This window comes from Paenibacillus vietnamensis (genome assembly GCF_020169515.1).
Taxonomy (GTDB): Bacteria; Bacillota; Bacilli; order Paenibacillales; family Paenibacillaceae; genus Pristimantibacillus; species Pristimantibacillus vietnamensis.
Genome location: NZ_JAHMHW010000014.1, coordinates 19,779 through 42,636 on the forward strand (window position 1 = coordinate 19,779; position 22,858 = coordinate 42,636).

General features: G+C 50.8%; 15 protein-coding genes. All 15 read left to right on the forward strand.

The features are described from left to right. The first annotated feature begins 4 nt into the window (after positions 1-4). The 15 genes from KP806_RS21000 to metK all read left to right on the forward strand — a co-directional run bounded on the left by KP806_RS21000 (position 5) and on the right by metK (position 22,698). The gene (locus KP806_RS21000) at positions 5-847 is read left to right on the forward strand and encodes a flagellar hook-basal body protein (protein ID WP_224725708.1); all 843 of its coding nucleotides are present in this window, start codon (positions 5-7) and stop codon (positions 845-847) included. Between the two features lie 16 nt (positions 848-863). Next, on the forward strand, positions 864-1,181 hold the full coding sequence (locus KP806_RS21005; protein WP_224725709.1) for a DNA-directed RNA polymerase subunit beta: 318 nt from the start codon (positions 864-866) through the stop codon (positions 1,179-1,181). Between the two features lie 399 nt (positions 1,182-1,580). Continuing rightward, positions 1,581-2,150 carry a CDP-alcohol phosphatidyltransferase family protein gene (locus tag KP806_RS21010; RefSeq protein ID WP_224725776.1) on the forward strand — a complete coding sequence of 190 codons (570 nt, stop codon included), beginning with the start codon at positions 1,581-1,583 and terminating at the stop codon, positions 2,148-2,150. 173 nt (positions 2,151-2,323) lie between these two features. Next, a complete protein-coding gene (gene fabZ / locus KP806_RS21015) occupies positions 2,324-2,755 on the forward strand; it encodes a 3-hydroxyacyl-ACP dehydratase FabZ (RefSeq protein ID WP_224725710.1) in 432 nt (143 codons plus the stop codon). Positions 2,756-2,800: 45 nt separating this feature from the next. Next, positions 2,801-4,525, forward strand: coding sequence for a phospho-sugar mutase (locus tag KP806_RS21020; protein ID WP_224725711.1), 1,725 nt, complete (start codon positions 2,801-2,803; stop codon positions 4,523-4,525). A gap of 34 nt (positions 4,526-4,559) precedes the next feature. After that, on the forward strand, positions 4,560-6,701 hold the full coding sequence (locus KP806_RS21025; RefSeq protein WP_224725712.1) for a DUF5693 family protein: 2,142 nt from the start codon (positions 4,560-4,562) through the stop codon (positions 6,699-6,701). After that, complete coding sequence (gene csaB, locus KP806_RS21030) at positions 6,662-7,816, forward strand: polysaccharide pyruvyl transferase CsaB (RefSeq protein ID WP_224725713.1); 1,155 nt, start codon at positions 6,662-6,664, stop codon at positions 7,814-7,816. Before KP806_RS21025 ends, csaB begins: the two co-directional genes overlap by 40 nt. A 64-nt stretch (positions 7,817-7,880) precedes the next feature. Then, positions 7,881-8,585, forward strand: a complete 705-nt coding sequence (locus KP806_RS21035; protein ID WP_224725777.1) for a WecB/TagA/CpsF family glycosyltransferase — start codon at positions 7,881-7,883, stop codon at positions 8,583-8,585. Positions 8,586-8,688: 103 nt separating this feature from the next. Next, positions 8,689-9,831: a glycosyltransferase family 4 protein gene (locus tag KP806_RS21040; RefSeq protein ID WP_224725714.1), complete on the forward strand. Its 1,143-nt coding sequence runs from the start codon at positions 8,689-8,691 to the stop codon at positions 9,829-9,831. Positions 9,832-10,214: 383 nt separating this feature from the next. Beyond that, on the forward strand, positions 10,215-14,399 hold the full coding sequence (locus KP806_RS21045) for an S-layer homology domain-containing protein (RefSeq protein ID WP_224725715.1): 4,185 nt from the start codon (positions 10,215-10,217) through the stop codon (positions 14,397-14,399). A 481-nt stretch (positions 14,400-14,880) separates the two neighbouring features. Next, positions 14,881-17,628 carry an Ig-like domain-containing protein gene (locus KP806_RS21050; RefSeq protein WP_224725716.1) on the forward strand — a complete coding sequence of 916 codons (2,748 nt, stop codon included), beginning with the start codon at positions 14,881-14,883 and terminating at the stop codon, positions 17,626-17,628. Between the two features lie 199 nt (positions 17,629-17,827). Next, positions 17,828-20,341 (forward strand): DUF4352 domain-containing protein, encoded by a 2,514-nt coding sequence (locus KP806_RS21055; RefSeq protein ID WP_224725717.1) that lies wholly within the window; start codon positions 17,828-17,830, stop codon positions 20,339-20,341. A 234-nt stretch (positions 20,342-20,575) separates the two neighbouring features. Next, the gene (locus KP806_RS21060; RefSeq protein ID WP_224725718.1) at positions 20,576-20,929 is read left to right on the forward strand and encodes a hypothetical protein; all 354 of its coding nucleotides are present in this window, start codon (positions 20,576-20,578) and stop codon (positions 20,927-20,929) included. A 113-nt stretch (positions 20,930-21,042) separates the two neighbouring features. Then, on the forward strand, positions 21,043-21,327 hold the full coding sequence (locus tag KP806_RS21065; protein ID WP_224725719.1) for an alpha/beta-type small acid-soluble spore protein: 285 nt from the start codon (positions 21,043-21,045) through the stop codon (positions 21,325-21,327). A gap of 156 nt (positions 21,328-21,483) precedes the next feature. Continuing rightward, complete coding sequence (metK, locus tag KP806_RS21070; protein ID WP_224725720.1) at positions 21,484-22,698, forward strand: methionine adenosyltransferase; 1,215 nt, start codon at positions 21,484-21,486, stop codon at positions 22,696-22,698. Positions 22,699-22,858: the final 160 nt, after the last annotated feature.

The following is a 22,858-nucleotide window of genomic DNA, read 5'->3' on the forward strand; positions in this document are numbered from 1 at the left end:
CGGGATGAACAGCTCGATGATCAACGCAATGGTGTCGATGAACGGTCTTCAGCAGAAGCTGGATTTGCTGGCCGATAACATTGCGAACGTGAACACGGTAGGCTACAAGCGTAAGGAAGCGACCTTCGAGGACCTGCTGAACAATGTAAGAAGCCAACCGGGGGAATTCAGCCAGCCCGGACGCCGGACGCCGCTCGACTTCATGCAAGGCTGGGGTGCCAGAATGACGATGGTGCAGCCTAATTTGTCTCAGGGTCCGCTGCAGGGCACCGACAAAACGACCGATATTGCGATCGAGGGAAATGCGCTGTTTGAGGTTGAGGTCGACGATGCCGGCAACCGCGGCTATACGCGAAACGGGGCGTTTCAGTTGACGGTAGGGGAAAACGGTGATACCATTTTGGCAACGGAAGACGGCTACCCGGTAGTGGCTAACGTAACGGATCCCGTAACGGGAAATGTCGCGGAAGGCCATATCGTTGTCCCGCAGGGCTATGAGCTGCGGGTGAATCCGGACGGCTCTGTGCTGGGAGTATCGTCGCTCCGGACGATCGGGCTGGGCAGCATTAAGCTGCTGCAGTCGTCGCGGCCTGCCGCACTTACGGCGGTTTCTGATAACCTGTTTGTAGTTGCCGGCGGCATTAATGTTGGAGATGTCGTTCAAGAGGTAATACCGGATTCGGAAAATCTTATTTCGCTTCGCCAAGGATTCCTGGAGCAATCCAACGTCGTGCTAACGGATGAGATGACCGAGCTTATTAATGTGCAGCGCGCTTATCAACTGGCGGCAAGAGCGTTATCCTCAAGCGATACGATGATGGGCCTGGCAAACGGATTGCGCGCGTAAGGATAGGATGATGAAAATGAGTATGGCCGATGAACGAATCGACCGCGAAGAAATCGGCGGAATCGGTAGTCAACCTGAGGAGAGCGGTACGGGAAGCAGGAAGCGCGTCGTACGCGCGAAGGCTGAAGGGAGCTCGAAGCAGAAGCAACGGCCCAAATGGGCGAATGTGCTGCTGTGGATTTTGCGCAGAAGCATTGTGCCGCTCATTATGATTATCATGCTTATAGCCGGATTGTATGCCGGGTACGTTGTTATCGGGCACGGACCCACGGGAGACGTGTTCAGCTGGTCGACCTGGCGGCATTTATATGACCTGATTTTTGCTGAATCGTAAGGAAGTCTTGTTGGTAAAAAGAAAGAAGCGGAACCATGCCGGGTTCCGCTTTTTTGCTGCGCCCCGCGAAGCCGCCGGCTGTTCTGCATGGGCGTTACGGTGTCATACACATAATCATAATCGAATTCCAGGCCGGTGACGGAATCCTCCGCCGCTGCGGCCGGGACTGCAGCCGAGGTTATGGCAAGCGCAAGCACAAGCAGGAAGGCCGTAAGCCTGCGCGCAGGCTTAAACGGCATCATTTTCCGTAAACGAAATTCACGGCATTCTTGTCCTTTCATCTTTAAAGTAACTTTCTTCTATTAATAATGTCGGTTCGGGCGCAGCGATTTTGAATCACAATCCTTCAAGCGGACGGTTTTATTTTTCTGGAAGGTAGTTGTATAATAGTTGGGAACCATGATGGACAGTCAGCACCAGGTAGAGGAGCGTGAAGGGTTGAATCTGCCGAATCTCTTAACATCATTGCGTTTTGTACTGATCCCCGTTTACATAATGGTTTTTGTGAAAGGACATATGATTCCCGCGTTTCTGATCATGGTCGCCGCCGGCATTACCGACGTGCTCGACGGCTACATCGCGCGTCGCAGCGGGCAGGTGACGACGGCCGGCATGATGCTCGATCCGCTGGCCGATAAGCTGATGATGATCACGGTGATCGTGTCGCTGCTGATTTCCGGACATATTTCATGGACGGCGGCAGCCGCAATGTTTGTACGCGACATTGGCATGATAGCGGGAGGGCTGTATTCACATTTCCGGGGGAAAAGGACGGTTCCGGCCAACTGGATGGGAAAGCTGACGACGGTTCTTTTTTATGCGGCGATTATGCTGATCTTTTTCGAGGTTCCGAATGCCCATGTGTATTTGTGGGCGGTTATCGCTTTTTCGTTCGTTACTTCCATTATGTATATCGTTCTGTTCAGATCACTTAACAAGCCGCTTGCAGAAACCCCGCCCGGCCATTAGCGTCGGCGGCATAACTAACATGAACAAAGAGGCTTGGCCGGGGACGCTTCGGGTCCCCGTGCCAAGCCCCTTATCTTAACCTTCATGAACTGCAGTTTCACGAAGGATAAGTATAGTTTTGTACATAAACCTGCTTTTTATACCATTAAATTTTGGAAAAGGAGTTCATTGACATGCTGGATATTAACCAAATTCAAGAAATTATACCGCACCGTCCCCCGTTTTTGCTCATCGACCGCATTTTGGAGGTAGAGCCGGGCGTTCGGGCAGTCGGCATCAAGAACGTCACGATGAACGAGCCGTTTTTCGTCGGTCATTTTCCGGGCTATCCGGTAATGCCCGGAGTGCTGATCGTCGAGGCGCTGGCGCAGGTAGGCTCGGTCGCGATGCTTATGGTGGATGCGAACCGCGGCAAGCTGGGCTTTTTCGCCGGCATTGACGGCTTCCGCTTCCGCGGTCAAGTCAAGCCGGGCGATACGCTGACGCTTGAAGTGCAAATAACGAGATTAAAAGGGCCAATCGGCAAAGGACAAGCTACCGCCAGGGTAGGCGATCAGGTTGTAGCAGAAGGCGAGCTTATGTTTGCTTTGTCCGACCCTTCCTAATCTCGATTCCATATATAAATATATAAAAGAGAGAGGCTGCTGAATATGACGAATCCATTGAATGAAACGGTTATCGCAAAATACGAGGCTTGGCTGAACGATCCGCTGATTGACGGGGCGACAAAGGAAGAGCTCCGCGGCATTGCGGGACAAGACAAGGAAATTACCGACCGCTTCTATCGCGATCTTGAATTCGGCACTGGCGGCCTTCGCGGCGTTATGGGCGCGGGGACAAACCGTTTGAACGCTTACACTGTTGGAAAAGCTACTCAGGGGCTGGCAAATTGGCTTCTGCAAAACGCGGCTGCGGGCGCCCGCCCATCCGTCGTCATCGCGCATGATTCCCGCAATAATTCTCCCGAATTCGCGCTCGACGCCGCTCTTGTGCTGGCAGGCAACGGCATTACGGCTTACCTGTTCGAATCCCTTCGTCCGACGCCGCAGCTGTCCTTCGCCGTCCGTGAATTGAAGGCATCGAGCGGTATCGTCATTACGGCAAGCCATAACCCGCCGGAGTATAACGGGTACAAGGCTTACGGCTCCGACGGATGCCAGCTCATTCCGGAGGATGCGGAGCAGGTGATCGCGGCGATCGGCCGGGTCAACGGCTTCGGCGAGGTGAAGCGGGTTAGCCGCGAAGAAGCGGAAGCGCAAGGCCTTCTCGTATGGCTGGGCGCGGAAGCGGACGAAAGCTTTATCAATACCGTTGCGTCGCAAAGCTTGAATTCGGAGCTGATCAAAGGCGGCATCGGTGAATCCTTCAAAGTGGTGTTCACGCCGCTTCACGGAACGGGCAACATGCCGGTGCGCGAGGTGCTGAAGAAGGTAGGCTTCAATAACGTGCATATCGTTAAAGAACAGGAGCAGCCGGACGGCTACTTCAGCACGGTGAAATCGCCGAACCCGGAGGAGCGCGAGGCGTTCACGCTGGCGATCGGGCTTGCACAACAGGTAGGCGCAGACATCATTATCGGAACGGATCCGGATGCCGACCGGATGGGTGCCGTCGTGAAGAACAACGAAGGCGAATATGTCGTTCTCACCGGCAATCAGTCGGGTGCGCTTATGGTTCATTATGTGCTTAGCCAGCTGAAGCAGCGCGGAGAGCTGCCGGCGAACGGCGTTGTGATCAAGACGATCGTAACGAGCGAGCTCGGCGCGGCCATCGCGCGTTCCTTCGGCGCGGAAGTCGAGAACACGCTGACCGGCTTTAAATATATCGGAGAAAAAATGACCCGCTACGAGAAAACCGGCGAGCGTTCGTTCCTGTTCGGTTACGAGGAGAGCTACGGTTATCTGACGGGCACCTATGCACGTGACAAGGACGCGATTGTCGCTTCCCTGCTCATCTGCGAAGCGGCCGCTTACTACAGCAGCCAAGGCAAAACCTTGTACGACGTATTGCTGGAGCTTTACGCCGAGCACGGCTTCTATCTGGAAGGCCTGGAATCGCGGACGCTTAAAGGGTTTGACGGCGTTCAGAAAATCGGCGCGATCATGGAAGACTGGCGCCAAAATCCGCCGGCTGAAATCAGCGGCGTTGCAGTGGAGCAGGTGCTGGATTACGAACGCGGACATGATGGCCTGCGTCCGGAAAACGTGCTGAAATATTTGCTTGCGGACGGCTCGTGGTTCTGCCTGCGCCCATCGGGCACAGAGCCGAAGATCAAGGTTTATTTTGCCGTGAAGGGCGAGAGCAAGGAAGCCGCCGCTTCGGCGCTGCAAACGTTAAAAACGGCCGTGATGGAACGGGTGGACCGGAGCGAATAGACTAGAAAGAGCCTGTTAAGAACGGAGGAATGACGTGTTTTTACGTTGGCATCAATGGAATAGACGGGCGAGGGCGGTGCTTTGGGTCATCGCCATGATCGGAGTCGCGGCGGCGCTGCCGCTCGGCGCCGTCCGGATGGAAATGGAAAAAACCTCTAAAGAGGTGGAATACGTATTTGATTACCGGGATATCGTCGAGGTGTCCGATCTTCAGCCGAAGCCGCAGCAGTTTTTGTCGGAGCGGCTGGCAAAGATGAAGGCTTCGGGCATAACGACGATGGCCGTATACGAGAGCTCCTTGAAGGAGCTCTCCCAGGCGGGCCGGTTAACGTATTACAGCTCGAGGGATGCGGCTCTCCTGCAAGGAAAGCTTGAGCCTGCAGGGGAGAACTTTACTTATATCTTGTTCACCGGTCCCGAAGAAGAGCGGATGATCGAGCCGATCGTCAAGCAGGCGCTGGACCGCGAGGGAGCGGTTTACCGCAGCTGGACCTTCGACGGCCGCAGCGGTCTGGTTGTCGAGCTCCCGACCGCCGCGACGGTTATCATGACCATGGACTTCGATCCGATGTCGCTGCAGACGATCCATGATGCCGGCTTCCGCATTCTTGCCAGGTTCTCGGACCGCGTTCAGCCGCTCGACCCCGCACAGGTAGACGCACAGCTAGCGGGCTTGAAGGAGCTTGGCGTCAGCCGCGTGCTGTTCGAAGGCGATAAAGTGAAAGGCGCTTCCGAGCCGGCCAGCCTGAAAGCGTTCGGCGAGCTGCTGGCCAAGCATGAAATGGGCATTGCCGCCATCGAAAATTTGAAAAAACCTCAAAAAGGGATCAATAATTTAGCCTATACTACGAATTATAATATTGTGCGCTTATATTCGTTGTCTGAGGCCGACGGTCTGGAGATGACGGCCGGCGGCATAACAGACCGCTTTCTGCTGGCTGCAAAGGACCGGAATATCCGGATGTTCTTCCTCAACGGGGCGGCCAAAGTCGACCCGGATAAAGTGAAGCTCGTTCAGTCTCTGGACAAGCTCAGCGAGACGATGACCGGTGAGAACGGCGTCGTACAGCGGCTTGCGGATGCCGGCTTCCCGGCGGGTACGGCAAAGTCGTTCGATTACGAGCAGCCATCCTGGTCGAAGCCGCTGCGCGGCGTCGTGGCGATCGGGGCGATCGCCTTGATCACTTTGCTGATCGGCGCTTTTGTTCCCGGCGTCTATATCCCTGTTTTCCTGCTCGGTCTTGCCGGCAGCGCAGGGCTTTATGTTCTGAACAGCTCGATCATGGAGCAAGCGCTGGCGCTTGGGGCTGGCATCGCTGCGCCGACGCTTGGCCTGGTGTGGGTCATGAACCGGATTTACTCCCGGACCATCGGAGACCGCAGAATTGTCGGCGGGTCCGATTGGACGGTCGGACGCAGTCAAGCTTCCGTTACGGCTGCGAAGCAGCCGGGCGCTGTTTCCGAGAACGGCGAGCAGGTGAAATGGATGTTCCCTGCTCTGTCGGTCGGGCGCCGCTTCGGCCTTGCTCTTAATTGGATGATCGCTGCATCCTTGATTTCGCTGTCGGCTGTACCGATCGTGTTTGGCTTGCTGAACAATATTACGTACAGCTATGTACTGGAGCAGTTCCGCGGCGTCAGCCTGCTGCACTTGGCACCTATAGGGCTGGTGGCGATTTATGTTCTGTTATACAGCAGCCCGCTCACCGTAGGAAAGGTTCGCGCTTTGCTCGCGAAGCCGATTACGGTTTTGTGGATCATTATTGCCGTAGTCATCGGTGCCGCAGGCTTTTATTATTTGTCGCGTACCGGCAACAGCGGCCAAGTATCTGCCGTTGAGCTCGTGATCCGCCGCTTTTTGGAAACGACCTTCGGCGTGCGTCCGCGGTTTAAGGAATTTTTGCTTGCGCATCCGCTATTGCTGCTGGGTCTGTTCCTGTCGCTGCGTTACCGGGCAGCTTGGCTGCTCGTGATCGTCGGCTCGATCGGACAGCTGTCGATGGTCGACACGTTCGCCCATCTTCATACGCCGCTATATATTTCCATGATTCGGGTGGCGCTTGGGTTGGGTACTGGTATTATAATCGGCTGTATTCTCATTTTGGGCTGGCAGCTGGTGGAAGGAGCATTTCGTAAATGGGCACCGTCGGTAAAACGGAAGTTCGTCGAATCGTAATTTCAGGCTACTATGGCTTTCGCAACAGCGGCGACGAAGCGGTGTTAAGGTCGATTCTGCTAGCGCTTGAGGAACAGGGGAAGGCTCAGGGCATTCGGATCGAGCCGGTCGTGCTTTCGGCCGATCCGGCCTGGACGACGAGCATGTACGGCGTGGAGTCGGTGCGGCGGATGCATCCGTCCGACCTGCTCCGCACGCTGCGCGGCTGCGACGGGCTCATCAGCGGCGGAGGCAGCTTGCTGCAGGATGCGACAGGCTCGCTGACGATCCCGTACTATACGGGCATCATCAAGCTGGCTCAATGGTTAGGCAAGCCCACGTTCATTTACTCGCAGGGCATCGGCCCGGTAAATAAACGCGCGATGGACCCGCTCATACGCAGCGCTATGAAACGCAGCGCTTACGTATCGGTGAGGGACAACGAGTCCGCGGCCCTGCTCGCGCGGATCGGCGTTCCCCATGACCGGATCGAGGTTGTTCCCGATCCGGTCATGGGCCTGCCGCTGCCGTCCGGCTCGGCAGCCGCCGGCAGCGCGCTCGCGCTCCGCGCGGAGGAGCCGCCGCTGGTCGGCGTCTCGCTGCGCCGCTGGCGCAACGACGGCGCCGACCTCGCCCGCGCCGCCGAAGCGCTGGTCGCGCTGTCGAAGCGCATGCCCGTCCGGCTGCGCTTCCTGCCGTTCCACACCCCCTCCGACGCGGAAACGTCTGAGCAGGTGCTGGAACGGCTGCGCGGCCGGCTCGGCGGCGGATCCTCCGCCGAGCTGGTCGCGCCCGGCGACGACCCCCAGCAAATGCTGCTGGAGGTCAGCCGGTGCGACGCTTTGTTCGGCATGCGCCTCCATGCGCTCATCTATGCCGCCAACCAAATGGTGCCCATGCTTGGCTTGTCCTACGACCCGAAGATCGATCAGTTTCTCCTTCGGCTCGGAATCAAGGCCGTCGGCACCACGGAGCGGCTCGATGCCGAAGCCTTTGCGGACGCAGCGGTATCGCTGCTCTCGAACAAAGACGCCTGGCAGGCCGAACACAAGCCTGCCGTCGACCTGCTAAAACAACAATCGCAAAAACCTGCGCAACAAATCGTTCGATTGCTGCGTCAAACATTATCGAGGTGACTTCCTCTTGTCGAAGAATATACCGACCGTGCCGATTTACGGCATACCGTTCTCCAAGCTGAACATGGATGAGACGGTACAGTATTTAACGAAAGCCATAGAAGAAAAGCGCACAACTCATGTCGTGACTGCCAACCCGATCATGATCATGGCCGCCGTCGAGGATGCGAAGTACGGCGCCATGCTGAAGCGGGCGGACCTCATCGTGCCGGACGGGGCCGGTGTCGTCTGGGCGGCCAAGTATGTCGGCCAGCCGGTCGCGGAACGCGTAACCGGATTCGATCTTATGCATCGCCTTTTCGAAGAGGGCGAGAAGCGCAGGTGGAAAGCCTACCTTCTTGGAACCTCGCAGGAGGTTATTGACGCTGCGGCGGAGAAGCTGCAGCTGCAGTATCCGCAGGTGCGGATCGTCGGCAGCCGCAACGGCTTCTTCGGTCCGGAGCAGGATGCGGAAGTCATCGAAGCCATCCGGCAAACGTCGCCGGACCTCCTGTTTGTAGCGCGCGGCGCGGACACGCAGGAGCCATGGATCGTCAAGTATAAGCAGAAGCTCGGCGTTCCGCTCATTATGGGAGTCGGAGGCAGCTTCGACGTCGTATCGGGCAAGCTGAAGCGCGCCCCTATCATTTTCCAAAAGCTGCGCCTGGAATGGTTTTACAGGCTGCTGCAGGAGCCGAAAAGGTACAAAAGAATGCTTGTTTTGCCGAAATTCGTCGTGAAAGTGGTTCGCGACAAAGAAAAAGTGACAAAACCTCGGGCTACACCGTAATAATCTCGCGAAAACCGTGAAAATCGGATGAAAACGGGATTGGAGTTTCTTTTTCAATCGGAGTATAATTCACTTCGGTAGAAAGAAAAGGGGAGTTGCAACCATGTCAGCATCATTGCTGTATACTGTAGGATTTATTATTGCACTCATTATTGCATTAGCTATGACGCCGCTCGTGAAGAAATTCGCATTTAAAGTCGGCGCAATCGACAAACCTAATCACCGCAAGGTACATACGCGGATTATGCCGCGTCTGGGCGGTTTGGCTATTTATATCGCATTCGTCGGCGCGTACTTTATGCTCTCGCCATTTATTCCGGACAATCTGCTCCGTGCGCAGGATGTCAACATGATCAACGCGCTGCTCGTCGGCGGCACGATCATCATCATACTCGGCGCGCTAGACGACCGCTTCGAGCTTTCCGCAAAGGTGAAGCTGCTCGGTCAAATCGCGGCGGCGTGCGTAGTCGTTTTCGGCTTCGGTGTCAAAATCGACCTTTTGAACGTTCCGTTCGGCGAAACGATGCAGCCGATTGCCGGCTGGATCAGTATTCCGCTGACTATACTTTGGATCGTGGGTGTGACAAACGCCATCAACCTGATTGACGGTCTGGACGGTTTGGCCGCCGGCGTATCCGGCATCTCGATCGCGACGATCGTCGTGATGGCCTCGCTCATGGGCTTCCAGCCGGTTATTCTGCTGAGCACGCTGCTGCTCGGAGGGATCGTCGGATTTCTCGTATTCAATTTCCATCCGGCTAAGATTTTTATGGGCGACTCGGGGTCTCTGTTCCTTGGTTTCAGCTTGGCCACTCTGTCCATGCTCGGCTTCAAACAGGTGACGATCGTCTCCTTCGTAACGCCGCTGCTGATCATCGGAGTGCCGCTGTCGGATACGTTCTTCGCGATCGTACGCCGCTGGGTGAACAAACGTCCGATCTTTGCGCCTGACAAAGGCCATTTGCATCACCGGCTGCGCGACCTTGGCTTCAGCCACCGCCGCACCGTGCTTATCATCTGGGCCGTTGCCGCCGTATTCGGCGTACTGGCCATCATTCAGTCGGCTGTCGTGCAGTCCAGCGCAGCGAACTGGATCACCTTCGCCGTCATATGCATGCTGATGTTCTTCCTGCAGATCGGCGCCGAGGTGACCGGCATCGTCGATAAGACGCGCAGGCCGCTCATTAACTTCTTGAACCGGATCGTGCTCCGCCAGAAGGTGGATGCGCAGTCCCGCTCGAAATAATCTCAAAAGCTCTTTTCCCGGAACGTTCAGGGAGAAGAGCTTTTTTAATGCTTCGAATGCTGATATTTAGAGACACGATGAGGGTAAAACTCCTTTTGCTCACTCTCCCATTAGCTCAGGATGGGACACGTCCGCCCAACGCTACGATCTTCCTCACGAGTAAGTATAGCTGCCTCCGCTAAATCTATTTTTTATCCGATACACATGCTCTTAACGTTCTTTGCTCCACTATCCCCTCAGCTCAGGAAATCTTCCTCCGCGGCCTTCCGATTTAATTCTCCTTTTTTCCTAAAAAAACGACTCTCCCTGACCGATAAAAAAAGTACAGTACTTTTCTGCGGCCCTGGCTATGCACGATACATACATAAAGGAGGAACATCGTTTTGAAAAGAATCGTATCACTCGTTCTTACGCTGGCTCTGCTGATCACGCTGCTGCCGTCATTCGGCGCTTCCGGGATCGCCTCGGCCGCTGAGGGCAATTTCAATTTCCCGGCGGAAAACGACTTGTCCACGCAGGCCAGAGTCACGACGGAACCAAGCCTTACGCTGACAGGCTCGATTACGGGCGTAGATCCGACCTCGGTTTCTTACAGCGTCGTCCAGGTCATTAACAACAAGGGCAACGACGACCCTGCAGACGACCAGCTCGGCTCCAAGCGCGAGAACATTACGAGCAACATTTACATCAACGGCTTCTCGATCCAGGTTTATAACGTCGAGCTGTTTCCCGGCCTGAACCGCATAACGTTTAGAGGCGTACAGGGCGGCGGCGAGGTAACGAACTCGATTTATATCGAATATCATAATGGCCCTGTCTTTTATGATCTGGTCGCCCAGCTGGACGGCATGAAATTCAATATCCAGGAATCGGGCACGACGGTCGTGCATTCCGCCGCTTCCGCAGGCCGCCAGTCCGCCGACATCAGCATTACCGGCTTCGCTCCGAATGCGCAGCAGGTGACGATCGACGTGAACGGCAGCAGCAAAACCTATTCCGTCAACAGCTCGAACAACTATCAGTTCGCGGCTTCGCCGATTACGTTGAACAAAGGAAAGAACCTTGTCACCTTAAAGGTGCAGAACGCAAACCAGACGGTCGAGACGACGCGCGAAGTCGCCTTCTATAACGGCGAGGTTACGTTTTACGATGTCAATCTGAACGGAATGAACGGTACGGCAGTGTCGAGCGAGCCGCTTGAGTACAACCCGAACCTGCTGGTTACGAACACGAACTCCACAATCATCACCGGTAAAGTCATCGTCCCGAACTACCTGAAGGACGACACGCAGCCGGCGGACGGAACGCTTGAGCCTCACCCGGACCCTAACGCTCCTGCAGCGGGCGGCGTACCGGCCGGAGGCATTCCGCTCAAATATACGATTACGGGCACCGGCGTCAATTTCTCTCAGCCCGCTGGCCAGTATGCAACGCCGGTTGGCACGTACACGGGTCAAGAGGCATTTTTTATTTATGAGTTTACGGCTCCGATCGGAACGAATCATGCCCTCGTATTTGATAAAATCTACAACATCCAGCTGACAGCCAAAAATGCGAGAAAAACAGCGCTCGGCCAGCCGGACGACGAAGGAACGGGCCTGCTTGGCTTTGCGCTCCAGGACGCGGGCAAGCAGTTTATCGAAACGATCAGCTATTTGAACGGCTATCGCTCCGGTACCGGCGAATCACTCGAAGGTACGCCGCTCGAGGGCGCCAATCTGTACACCGTGCCGTTCGCGATGGAAGTGCTCGTAGGCAATCCGAACCTGTCGGTCACGGCGAACCTGGTCGATGTTACGGATATCAAAAACGTTTCCAATGCTTCCGCGACGAACTACACCTATAGCGACACGAATAATATCGAGAACGTATCGAGCAGTCTCGCCAATAAATTCGTCAACATCAACGGAAAGATCTACAAGCGCGAAATTCTCGTTTTCAAAAAGCTTCCGTTCGAAGGCACGCAGACGGTCACGCTTAGAGTCGGCGGCAGCGGAGGTGCGACGAAGACAGTCAAGTTCACGATGCTGTTCGGCCCGTACGTCAGTTACACAAGCCTATATGACAACATGACCGTGTACGACGACACGAACAAAATCAAGAGCGACCGCATCACGGAAGTCGTGACGACGGCGCTCAGCAATTTCAGGGGCGTATTGAACAATATCAACAACACGTCCGAAATCCGGTACGATTTTGCCAACAACAAGGCGCAAACCGTCTTTTTCTACGTGAACAATACGCCGATCAAGCTTCAGCAGGTTTCCGGCAGCCCGGTGACGAGCTTTAAAATTTTGGACGACACGGCCGATTTGACCGACATTAACGAGCGCGAGAAGGCATTTAACGCGCTCTTCAGCGGCGAGAACGAGATCAAGTTCGTCTTCCAGGGCAGCAAAAACTCGTACGAAAAAACGATCAAGCTGTACGTCATTCCAACGAACCTGCCGGTCGTTCCGGTAGAAGGCACCAAAATTTATCCTTACGGCAGCAAATATACGGAGCCGCTTCCGAACGATCCGAGCTTTGTGGACCGGGGCGGCATCTACACGACAAACGAAGCGAATATGAATGTGTTCGGCACGTTCGATTTTATCGATTTTGTTGCGGCAGGCTTGACGAATACGGATATCGTTAACAACATCCAGCAGAAGATCGACCAAATGAAGGTGGCTGCCAACGGCCTGACGAGCCCGGAGAAGTACATCCTGAAAATCGAAAGCACGGTGGGCACGAATCCGGTCTATTGGAACTTAAGCAAGCAGCTCGTCATCATGAAAGGCGCGGAGGTTATAGGCACTGTCAATAACACGGCGAATAACGATGTGGCAAACCTGGCGGTTCGCTACGATATTTCGACCAAAACCTTCTCGTTTATTTTGAGCTCGCAAGCGCTGAATGCGGACGGAAGCTCGAGCGTTTATACATTCACGGTATTCAACAACGGCGAGACGGGGCCAAAAGCCTCCTACAGGCTGGAGGTCGACCCTACTTCGCTGCCGTATACGATTTTGCGTCCGATTCTTCCGAACAAAGCGATTGTGAACCAAAATTTCATCGAGGTCATTATTGACGCTCCTGGCGCCGATTCGATCACGATTAACGATCAGGCGGCGGAGAAGATCGACTACGATTCGGATAACAATCCGGCGACGATCGAGCAGCTCTACAAAAATACATACCGCGTATTCGTAAACAAGCTGAGGGTCGGCAAAAACGAGATTGAATTCGTCATTACGAGCGCCAACGACGAGGTGGAAAGCAGCTTCGACATCACGTACGCACCGACGAACATTCCGGGAGCTCAATATTTGGAGCCGATGGCGAGCAATCACAAGGTGTTTGAAAATGCGGTGAACCTGAAGTTTCAGAAAGGCACGACGCTGATCCGGACCGACTTCAACGTTCCGGCCGACCTGAAAAACCAGGTGTTCAGCGGACATAACCTGCTATTTGCGATCGCCAACCCGGAAGACGGCGTCGTGGACCGCCGCGAGCTGGAGGCATGGCCTCCGAACTTCAATATCGTTATGGACAGCTTCGGCACAAGGTTCAGGCTGTCGTATCCGACTCGATTCACGAAAGCCAGCCCGGTCTACTGGATTGATGCAGGTATGGCGGACGATCCGGGCACAACAGCATACGATCCGCTGACGAGGGGCGTAGATCCGTACCAGTTCCCGAATGCGACCGGAGCAGGCGGCACGAAAATCCCTACCTACGACGAACGTCCGGATAATCGAGAGCTGATCACGTCCAAGACGGCGGAGCTGACGCTGGCCTTCGACCCGAACATGAAAGACAGCATCGGAACGATCATTACCGTGTACCGCTACGACGTCAAGGCGAAGTATTGGGAGAACATGGGCGGAAAGGTCGACGTGAAGAAGAACATCGTTACGGTTCCGTTCACGAAGTTCGGTTATTATGTCGTCGGCAAGATGGCGTATTCCTTCAACGACATGACGACGCATCCTTACGCGCGGAACTTCCTTGAAGCAATCTATGCCAAAGGAATCATGAATGCGGCGGGCTTCGACGATTTTGGCGCCAACATGTTCATTTCCAGAGGCGAATTTGCCAAAATGATGGTCAAAGCGCTGGACATCCCGCTCAACTATGAGCTGAGCAAACCTCACTTCGACGATGTGCCGGCCATCATTAACCCGGACGCCCTATGGGATTACCGCTACGTAGAAACCGCTGCACGCGAGGGCATTATCCGCGGTACTTTGCCTAGGACGTTCCAGCCAAGCTCCAACCTGACGCGCGAGGAAGCTTCGGTCATTATTGCGCGCGCGCTCGATATGAAGCTGCAGACGGATTCCGACAAAATCAACAAAGATTTGGAGAAGACGTTCAAGGATGCGACAAGCGTCAACTTCTACGCGAAGAGCTCGGTTCTGGCGATCGCCAAGAAAAAGTATATTTTAGGCGCTCCGGTCGATCCGGCTAACCCGAAAGCAGGCTCCGTATTCGAGCCCCGTTCGAACCTTTTGCGCTCGGATGCGGCGATTATCGTTGCCCGCATATTGGCAGATTTGAAGCGTCTGCCCGAAATCGGCTAATCTCAATAAACCGCATAAAGACGGGCTGTAACTCGGTTTACGGCCCGCAGCGGGAAACATTATCCATGGAAAACTTTACGCATATACGAGCTCTATGAAAACAAGATATACTATCAAAGGTGTCAGATTTAAACGTTTGCTTAAACGGTACTAAAGAGTCGCATTAAAAAAATTAAAAACTTTTTTCGAAACATCGCAACTTTTTAGAATCCAGTGCGTTTAATAACATGAAGTCGCATCACACGGCGCCATGAATCGCCAAAACTTGTACATAAGATAGCAATTGGAATGATTTCACAAGTTCCTCTTTACGCTAGGGAATGCCCATTGTATAATGTTAAAGTGGTGCAGGTACTCTATCAATTTTCACCAAATGTTTACAAGTTTCTGCTTCATGATGTTACATATAAGGGTTATCATGATAGTAGACATTTTTTTATATTAAATTTCTGCTCAACTCTGGAAAGGGGGTGAATCGGCTATGAGGGAAAAGAGCGATTTATTCTTAACTAAAGAGAACAAACAAAACTCTCAACAAAGCAAGCAATTTAGAGGAGGAGTAACAAAGGTTATGAAGAAAAAATTAGCAGCATTCGTATTGTCATCTTCCATGGTTCTTTCCATGACAGTTCCAGCATTCGCAGCAGCAACTGAAACGGATCCAGGTAAATACCTTCAAGGTTTGGAAATCATCAAAGGCGACCAAAACGGCGACTTGATGGAAGAAGCTAACTGGGATCGTGAAGACGTAGCAGTTCTGATCTCCCGTTTGCTTGGTAAAGAAGCAGAAGCAAAAGCGACTGCAAAAGGCCATACTTACAAAGACGTTAAAGGCACATACTACGACGGTTTCCTTACTTGGGCTAAAGCTGAAGGCCTGATGGAAGGTAACTCCGCAACTGACTTCGGTTTCGATGATGATATTACTTACAAGCAATTCGCAGCAGTTGTTCTTCGTGCTCTTGGCATCGACACAACTGGCGACAACTACGCTAACGTTCCAGCACTTGCTGTAGAAGCTGGTATCGTACCTGCAGGCACTAACTTCGACGCAGTAGCAACTCGCGGCGCAACTTACGGCGTTCTTGTAACTGCACTGAACACTGTAATCCCAGGCACTGGCCAAACTTTGGGTAACAAACTTGGTCTTCCTGGATTCGAAGTAGCTGAGCTTGCTCTTGGTACTGTTGCACAATCCGGTGCTAAGAAAATCACTGTAAACTTCAACAGAGAAGTAACTGCTGAAGAAAAAGCTGATCTTACATTTGAAGTGAAGAACGGCCTTGTACCATATGTTGTTACTTCTAAATGGGCAGAAGGTAACAAGTCCGTAGCTCTTGAATCTTCTTTCTTGCCTGCAGGTGAGTATACTGTAACTGTTAAGGGCTTTGATGCTAAAACAGTTGTAGTAGCAGAAGAGAAAGTATCGAAATTGGAAATTGGCGCTACAACAGTTCAAGTTGCAAATAACTTTGATCTTGCTGTAAAAGCAAAGAACCAATTTGATGAAGAAGTAGCTAACGCAGGCTTCACTGTTAACGTTTATGCTGCAACTCAAGGTGTTATTGCAGCTGACGAAAATGGTAAATATGACTTTGCAGCTGAAGGCGTAGTTAAAGATGAGTCTGTAGTTGTGACAGTTGTTCATCCGACTACTGGTTTGTCGGTAACAAAAACTTTCAAAGCTGTTGAAGCTAGTTCCGCAGCAGTAATTCAATTGTCTGCCGTAGCTCCTTTGAAAGATAAAGTTCGCATCTCTACTGGTGAAACTGGTTTTGTTCTTCCATACACATTGGTTGATCAATACGGTGGCGCAGTGAAGTTGCCACAAACATCTGCTGTTGGTGGAGCTGCAACTAAAAACGTAACAATTGGCGACATTAATTTCGTTGTTAACAATGAAAACATTATTTCCGCATCTACTTTTGCGGTTGACGCTGATGGTAAATTGACATTCAATACTGGTGCAACTGCTGGTACTGCTGTAATTACAGCTGTTAACAGCAAAACTGGTGCTTCTTCTTCCATCGCTGTAAAAGTTGAAGAAGTAGCAGCTTTGAAAACATTCCAAATCAGTAACCCAGGTGTATTGGTTGTTGCAGGTGAAGAAATTAAGTTCCCGTACGCAGCAGCTGATTCTTTCAGCGCCCCAATCGCAGCTAAAGATGTACCTGCGGCTGTAGCTAATTTGGGTGGTAACTTCAACATTACTTCGTCCAACCCAGCAGTAACAGTAGCAAGAACTTGGAATTCTAAAGGCGAATTGTCTCTGCAATTCACTGGCTCTGGCACAACTACTGTATTCGTTTGGGTTAACGGTCAAATTGCTTCCCAAATTACTGTAGATGTTAAAGCGGCAGTATCCACTGTTAAAGTTACTGGTAAGAAAGCTAACCTGAAAACGACACTTGGTATCGGTGCTAAAACTGCCCTTGGTGTCGATCAATTGACTTTGGTTGATAACTATGGCCGTGTATTAACAGCACTTCCTACTGGCTTTTCTCTTGTAGTTACTGAATCCGCTACTCCTGCAAATGCTGTATCTTATGCAGCGAACGAAATTACTGCAGGTAATGCTGCAGGTAATGAGAAAGTTTCTGTAGGTATCGAAGGTCCTGATGCTGACGCAACAGTTGATGCTGGTACATCGATCGATATCGAATTCGCAGTTATCGCTGATGCTGACATTAAAACATTTACAATTTCTTCAATTGGAACACTTTATGGTGCAGCTGATGCACTTGCTGGCCACCAAAAAGCTGTAACATTGGTTGGTAAAACAGCTTCTGGTACAGAAGTTGCAATCGATCAAGTTCGTTACTACACATCGATTACAAGCTCTGACCTGTCTGTTGCTACAATCGTTGGCGGTAAAGTTGTAGGTCAAGCAAAAGGCACTTCCACAATTACTGTATGGAATGGTGCTACTAAGCTTGCTGAAACTACTGTAACTATTTCCGATGTTAAACCTGTAATTAGCACAGTTAAGTTCACAGAAGCTTCTGTAACAGTAACTAACGATGCTGATGTTGATGCAGCTGCTCTATTGGAAGTAAAAGACCAGTACGGTGTAGATATTGCTAAAACTGGTACTTACTCTTCTTCTGATAACACAATCGCAACAGTATCTCAAGCAGGACTTGTTGAAAGAGTAAAAGATGGCGAAGTAACTATTACTTTCGTATCTGCTAACGGTCTTGTTGCAACAACTGTTGTTACTTACGAGTAATAACGAACAAAAAAGTCTGGCCTTGTGCCAGGCTTTTTTTTATTTTTGATAAACAATATTTATAGCCAAACTTCGATATTTAGAATTACCTTGATTAGTAAATGAATTTAGGATCCTCGTACTAAAAGTGAAATCGGCGAAACAAATAACATTTATATTTCGTCTAATGATATATAGCTAACGTACAGGGGGAATGAATGTGAGCTCAAAATGGGCAAAGGCGGGCATAGTCGTTTTGACAACTGGAGCCTTGTTAGTGCAAAGCGGATTAACGACCGCGATTACACCAACAGTAGAGGCGGCTACGACGGTATCGGTTGCCAAGCAGGTTGTTAAGCTTAGCATTACGAGTACACTCGTTGTAGAGGATGCTCAGTTCTTGATGCAGGATCAAGGAAGAGTTCTATCATTCAGAGTCAATATTAAAAATAACGGGAAATCATCTTTGTCTTTAAATGATTATTGGATCAGACTCAAAACGGTTTCCGGCAAATCGTACACGATTAATTTATTAGAAGCGGACAAAACGAAAAAAAGCGTAGCACCGGGTTCCTCTCAAACTGTTACATACTATGCAATCGTAGATAAAACCACAAAACTTTCTGATTTTAAATTCGAAATCATCAAATGGGATTTTTCCGTTGCAGGATATGAACGGCGATTAGGGACCATACAGTATCCTGTCGGTGCTTCTGACATGACAAAGGTTTTTGCACCTGATTACATGCTCTTCCAATCTGCCAAGATAAAATCTGCTATTAAAACGTATGCTGTAACAAAAGACCAAAATAATGTTTACTTAACCATTAATTACTTACTAGAGAATACAGGATTGAATGCAACGGATCTTACCAATTTGAATTTATTCATCCAAACTTCAGGCCTTGCGGTCTATAAAGTAGATACTTCTTTCTTATCAGGCATGTCCCTTGCAGCAGGAGAGAGGAAGATCGTTACTCTCCAGACTGTTTTGCCATTAGGAGTACTGGGTAAGTCACTATCGCTCATAGCTGCGTCATCCAACGAATCATCTAAAATGTATATTCCAGTAGCCGCATTAGCTATTCCAGCAATTAAGACTCCGGCTCCTACCCCAGTTGCAAAGTCCAGATCTGTTTTGATGAGCGGCCAACCGATCAATACTTTTGTGGATACGGCAATGGTGGGAGAAACCGTTTCAGGTAAAACGGAGGTATCTCTTCAATATGCAATGCGTAATGTAGGTACGGAAGCATTAGCTTATCCTGAGTTAACCTTCTATTTATACACAGCTGATGGGATTTCCTACCCTTTAACATTCACGAAGGATGAATCTGCAACTAAGCTGTTGCCGCAAATTAGAGAGGTACTTTCCCTTACCGGTCAAGTGCCGTCAACGGTCAAATTAGATAAAGCGCAGCTTATCGTGCGTTCAGGGGTTAAGGAAAACTCTTCAGGCTACGTTATTGGTAATTACTTATTAAAGTCGCAGCAAAGTCAGCAGGGTACAATCGGTTCTTCCTACAAGCTCAATGATTATAGCGTTTCTCTTAAAAGCATTAACCGAACGGCTGCTACAAACAGTGATGTACTTGTTGCGGAATTGGCTATTACAAACAAAGCTGCTTCCAGTAAAAGTATTCCAAATTTAAGCGGATACTTCCTTGTAAATGGCGTAAAGCTGGCAGTTGATACTACTAAAATAGCCCTGGACAATTCGATTACGATTGCGCCTAATGAGACTTATAACATTGCTGTTTACGCTAATGTTCCGTTTACAACTGCAATAAATAATGTTTCATTTGCCTTAACGGAAACGACAGGTTCGGATGCTAGCAGTACAACAAAGCTTCTTTATCAATTTAATGCTCCAAAAGTTAGCGAAGTGCCGAACCAATCGACCGACAAACCTTATCAGATTTTGAATAAAGGAAGCTTGACGGACGCCACTTTGAGACGTTCTGTTATGTTTGAAGGAGATAGCGGGAACTACTTCTACACGGAATTTGAAGTGGTTAACAAAGAAGCGAGAGCAAATGTGATCACTCCACTTGCCGGGTATATCAAAGATTCATTGGGAGAAACCGTACCGGTTACGTTTGCAAAGTTTGACCAAAAGGTTATGAGTAATGGTAAGGTTCTTTTATCCGCATGGACGAAAGTTTCTAAAAACTTTGATCCTTCGAGCTTCGATTTCATCGTTGGTCGAGCGGTAACTAAAGCCAGCGGAAATGCCGGTGAAACTTCCGACGCCGTGGTCGTAAATCCAGTTAGTTACAAAATGACATTCGACGGATCAACAAATACGCAGAAAACGCTGACGAATATACCATTTGCAGGTTATTCTTTCAGCATGAGAAACGTTCAGTCTACTCTGAATGTAGAAGGTCTTTACACAGTAACAGGCGTTAAGCTTGCATTTAATTATGATTTGGTTAAAGATCCAAACTACGACTATATCGCGGGTGATCACAAGCTGCAGTTTGAGTGGGTTGATCAAGGAACCGGAAAAACGACTTACACCAAACAGTATGCAATCGGAACGGCTGAAACAGGCGAAACACTGCTGAAAGAAGCTAAGGATTCAGCTATGAGTTTTGTTTTCGAGGACCCGGAGGTACAAATGAAAATTCAAAAATATGAGAACTATGTTCTTAATATTTATGATGTTTTCCAAGGCTCGAAAATCTTAGTGGCAACGAAAGAAATGAAATGGTTTGTTGTTGAAAGCTAGTAATAGGCAGATAGATATAACAGAATAGGTAGCCTAACCCTCTCAAATCGGGTATCTTATATAGATAAGGTATCCGATTTTTTCTTTGAAAGGAGTAATATAGTGAATAAAGGATTGAAAAAAGTAGCGTTTGGTGCAGCCATTTTGGCTTTTGGTATAGGTGTGGGCATTTTTACATCTAATTCTAGCAGTGCAGATACAGCTTTAACCCCAGGCTCCATAGAAGACCCTGTCGTGACGAAGAGTTACGTTGACGAGCAACTGGCTAAGCTGAACGAGGGTTCCTCAGGAGGCGATTCAGGGACTGTGGGGGAGACTGCGCTTGAAGTGGTGACCGTTCCCTCAGGGAAGACGCTAATGGCTGGTCAGGGGACGGAAGTAATCGTCCGTGTAGGAAAGGCTATTGTGTACAGCTCCGATTCCAACGGGATCGCGGATCTCACGGGCGGTGAGGATTTGAAGAATGGCACGGCCATTACAAAAAATCACCTGATTTTGTTCCCGCGCGCGGGCCGCGGCATTTTGCCGGATCCGGCGCAGACGAACGGGCTGACGGTTTTGGTAAGAGGCAGCTACACGATCCAGTAATGTGACTCGGTTAGTACATTTTACCCGAACTGACAATAGGTTATACGCTTCAAAATGGATGGATGGATGCACAATACAAGTGTGATCTAACATTCATTTGGAGGTGCTTCACAATGAGTCGTCGTTCTTCGAATAAAGTGGTCGTGCCGACTTGCAAATCGGCATTAAATCAAATGAAGTATGAAATTGCTGCAGAATTTGGTTTGACTTCCGGCGGATATGCCGGTGGAGCGGATGCGGAGTTTGCAGGCGAGTTGGGCGCTACAGGCGGCGCTGGCGGAGGAAATAGCGTGCATTGGTCTACATTGTCGACACGCCAAGCGGGCTCGGTCGGCGGGGAAATCACAAGAAGGCTCGTAGCCCAGGCCGAAAGCGTCATGAACGGCTTCCAGCTCTAGCCCAAAAATCCGGCATCCATTGACACTAAGCGACATTTTCGGTATCATTATGTTTTAGAAGAGTTGTCTAACAACCTTTTCCTCCGGGGAAAGGTTCATTTTTTGTGTAGAAAGTTTGCACTTATAACATACTAAGGTTGTAGGAGGTTGATACGGATGTCGGTTAAAGGACGCCACTTGTTCACATCGGAATCGGTTACTGAAGGCCATCCCGATAAGATTTGCGACCAAATTTCTGATGCTGTCTTGGATGCATTCCTCGAAGCAGATCCATATGCGCGTGTCGCTTGTGAAGTTTCTGTAGCAACAGGTCTTGTTTTGGTAATTGGTGAAATTAGCAGCAGCGCGGATTACGTTGATATTTCTGCGATTGCGCGCCGTAAGATTAAGGAAATTGGTTATACCCGTGCAAAATACGGCTTCGACTCCACGACATGCGCGGTTCTGACATCGCTCAACGAGCAGTCGGCTGACATTGCGCAAGGCGTTAACGCTGCGCTTGAGTCCCGCGAAGGCAAAGACATGAAGAAGGAAAACGAAGATATCGGCGCAGGGGACCAAGGCTTGATGTTTGGTTTCGCAACGAACGAGACTCCTGAGCTTATGCCGCTTCCGATCGCCTTGTCGCATCGCATCGCGCGCCGCTTGTCGGAAGTGCGTAAAAACGACACGCTGGGTTACCTCCGTCCGGATGGTAAAACGCAAGTAACGATCGAATACGTAGACGGCAAGCCTGTACGCGTAGATACAATCGTTGTATCGACTCAGCACGCTGAGGAAATTACGCTGGAGCAAATCCAGAAGGATATTCTTGAGCATGTCATCAAGCCGGTTGTTCCAGTGGAATGGCTGGATGAGCAAACAAAATATTTCATCAACCCTACGGGCCGTTTCGTTATCGGCGGACCTCAAGGCGATGCCGGTCTTACAGGCCGTAAAATCATCGTCGACACGTATGGCGGCTACGCTCGTCATGGCGGCGGCGCATTCTCCGGCAAGGATCCAACAAAGGTTGACCGTTCGGCAGCTTATGCCGCTCGTTACGTGGCGAAGAACATCGTCGCTGCAGGCCTTGCGGACAAATGTGAAATCCAGCTGGCTTACGCGATCGGCGTAGCTAGACCGGTTTCGATCAATGTCGACACTTACGGCACAGGCAAAATCGCCGAAGAGAAGCTCGTTGAGCTGATCAACAGCAACTTTGACCTTCGTCCGGCCGGCATTATCAAAATGCTCGACCTTCGCCGTCCGATTTACGCTCAAACGGCAGCATACGGCCACTTCGGCCGTACCGACGTGGATCTCCCTTGGGAGCGCGTCGACAAAGCTGAGCAGCTTAAAGCTCAAGCCGGCGTTCAAAGCGGCGTTTAATAGCGATTCAAAAGCTTCGGTTCCTTTGGAACCGGGGCTTTTTTTTATGGGCTAAAGCGGTACAAAAAAGCGGTTTAACCTAAATTTTTCATGGCGGCAAGCCGACAAATAAGGTACGGGTTTGTATTTTAAATATAAGAATTTATAAGTTTGAGCTTAT

Bases quoted from the DNA above. Each gene is read 5' to 3' on its own strand.
- KP806_RS21000 (WP_224725708.1), top strand. From the start codon at position 5: ATGAACAGCTCGATGATCAACGCAATGGTGTCGATGAACGGTCTTCAG.
- KP806_RS21005 (WP_224725709.1), top strand. From the start codon at position 864: ATGAGTATGGCCGATGAACGAATCGACCGCGAAGAAATCGGCGGAATC.
- KP806_RS21010 (WP_224725776.1), top strand. From the start codon at position 1,581: ATGATGGACAGTCAGCACCAGGTAGAGGAGCGTGAAGGGTTGAATCTG.
- fabZ (WP_224725710.1), top strand. From the start codon at position 2,324: ATGCTGGATATTAACCAAATTCAAGAAATTATACCGCACCGTCCCCCG.
- KP806_RS21020 (WP_224725711.1), top strand. From the start codon at position 2,801: ATGACGAATCCATTGAATGAAACGGTTATCGCAAAATACGAGGCTTGG.
- csaB (WP_224725713.1), top strand. From the start codon at position 6,662: ATGGGCACCGTCGGTAAAACGGAAGTTCGTCGAATCGTAATTTCAGGC.
- KP806_RS21035 (WP_224725777.1), top strand. From the start codon at position 7,881: ATGGATGAGACGGTACAGTATTTAACGAAAGCCATAGAAGAAAAGCGC.
- KP806_RS21040 (WP_224725714.1), top strand. From the start codon at position 8,689: ATGTCAGCATCATTGCTGTATACTGTAGGATTTATTATTGCACTCATT.
- KP806_RS21050 (WP_224725716.1), top strand. From the start codon at position 14,881: ATGAGGGAAAAGAGCGATTTATTCTTAACTAAAGAGAACAAACAAAAC.
- KP806_RS21065 (WP_224725719.1), top strand. From the start codon at position 21,043: ATGAGTCGTCGTTCTTCGAATAAAGTGGTCGTGCCGACTTGCAAATCG.
- metK (WP_224725720.1), top strand. From the start codon at position 21,484: ATGTCGGTTAAAGGACGCCACTTGTTCACATCGGAATCGGTTACTGAA.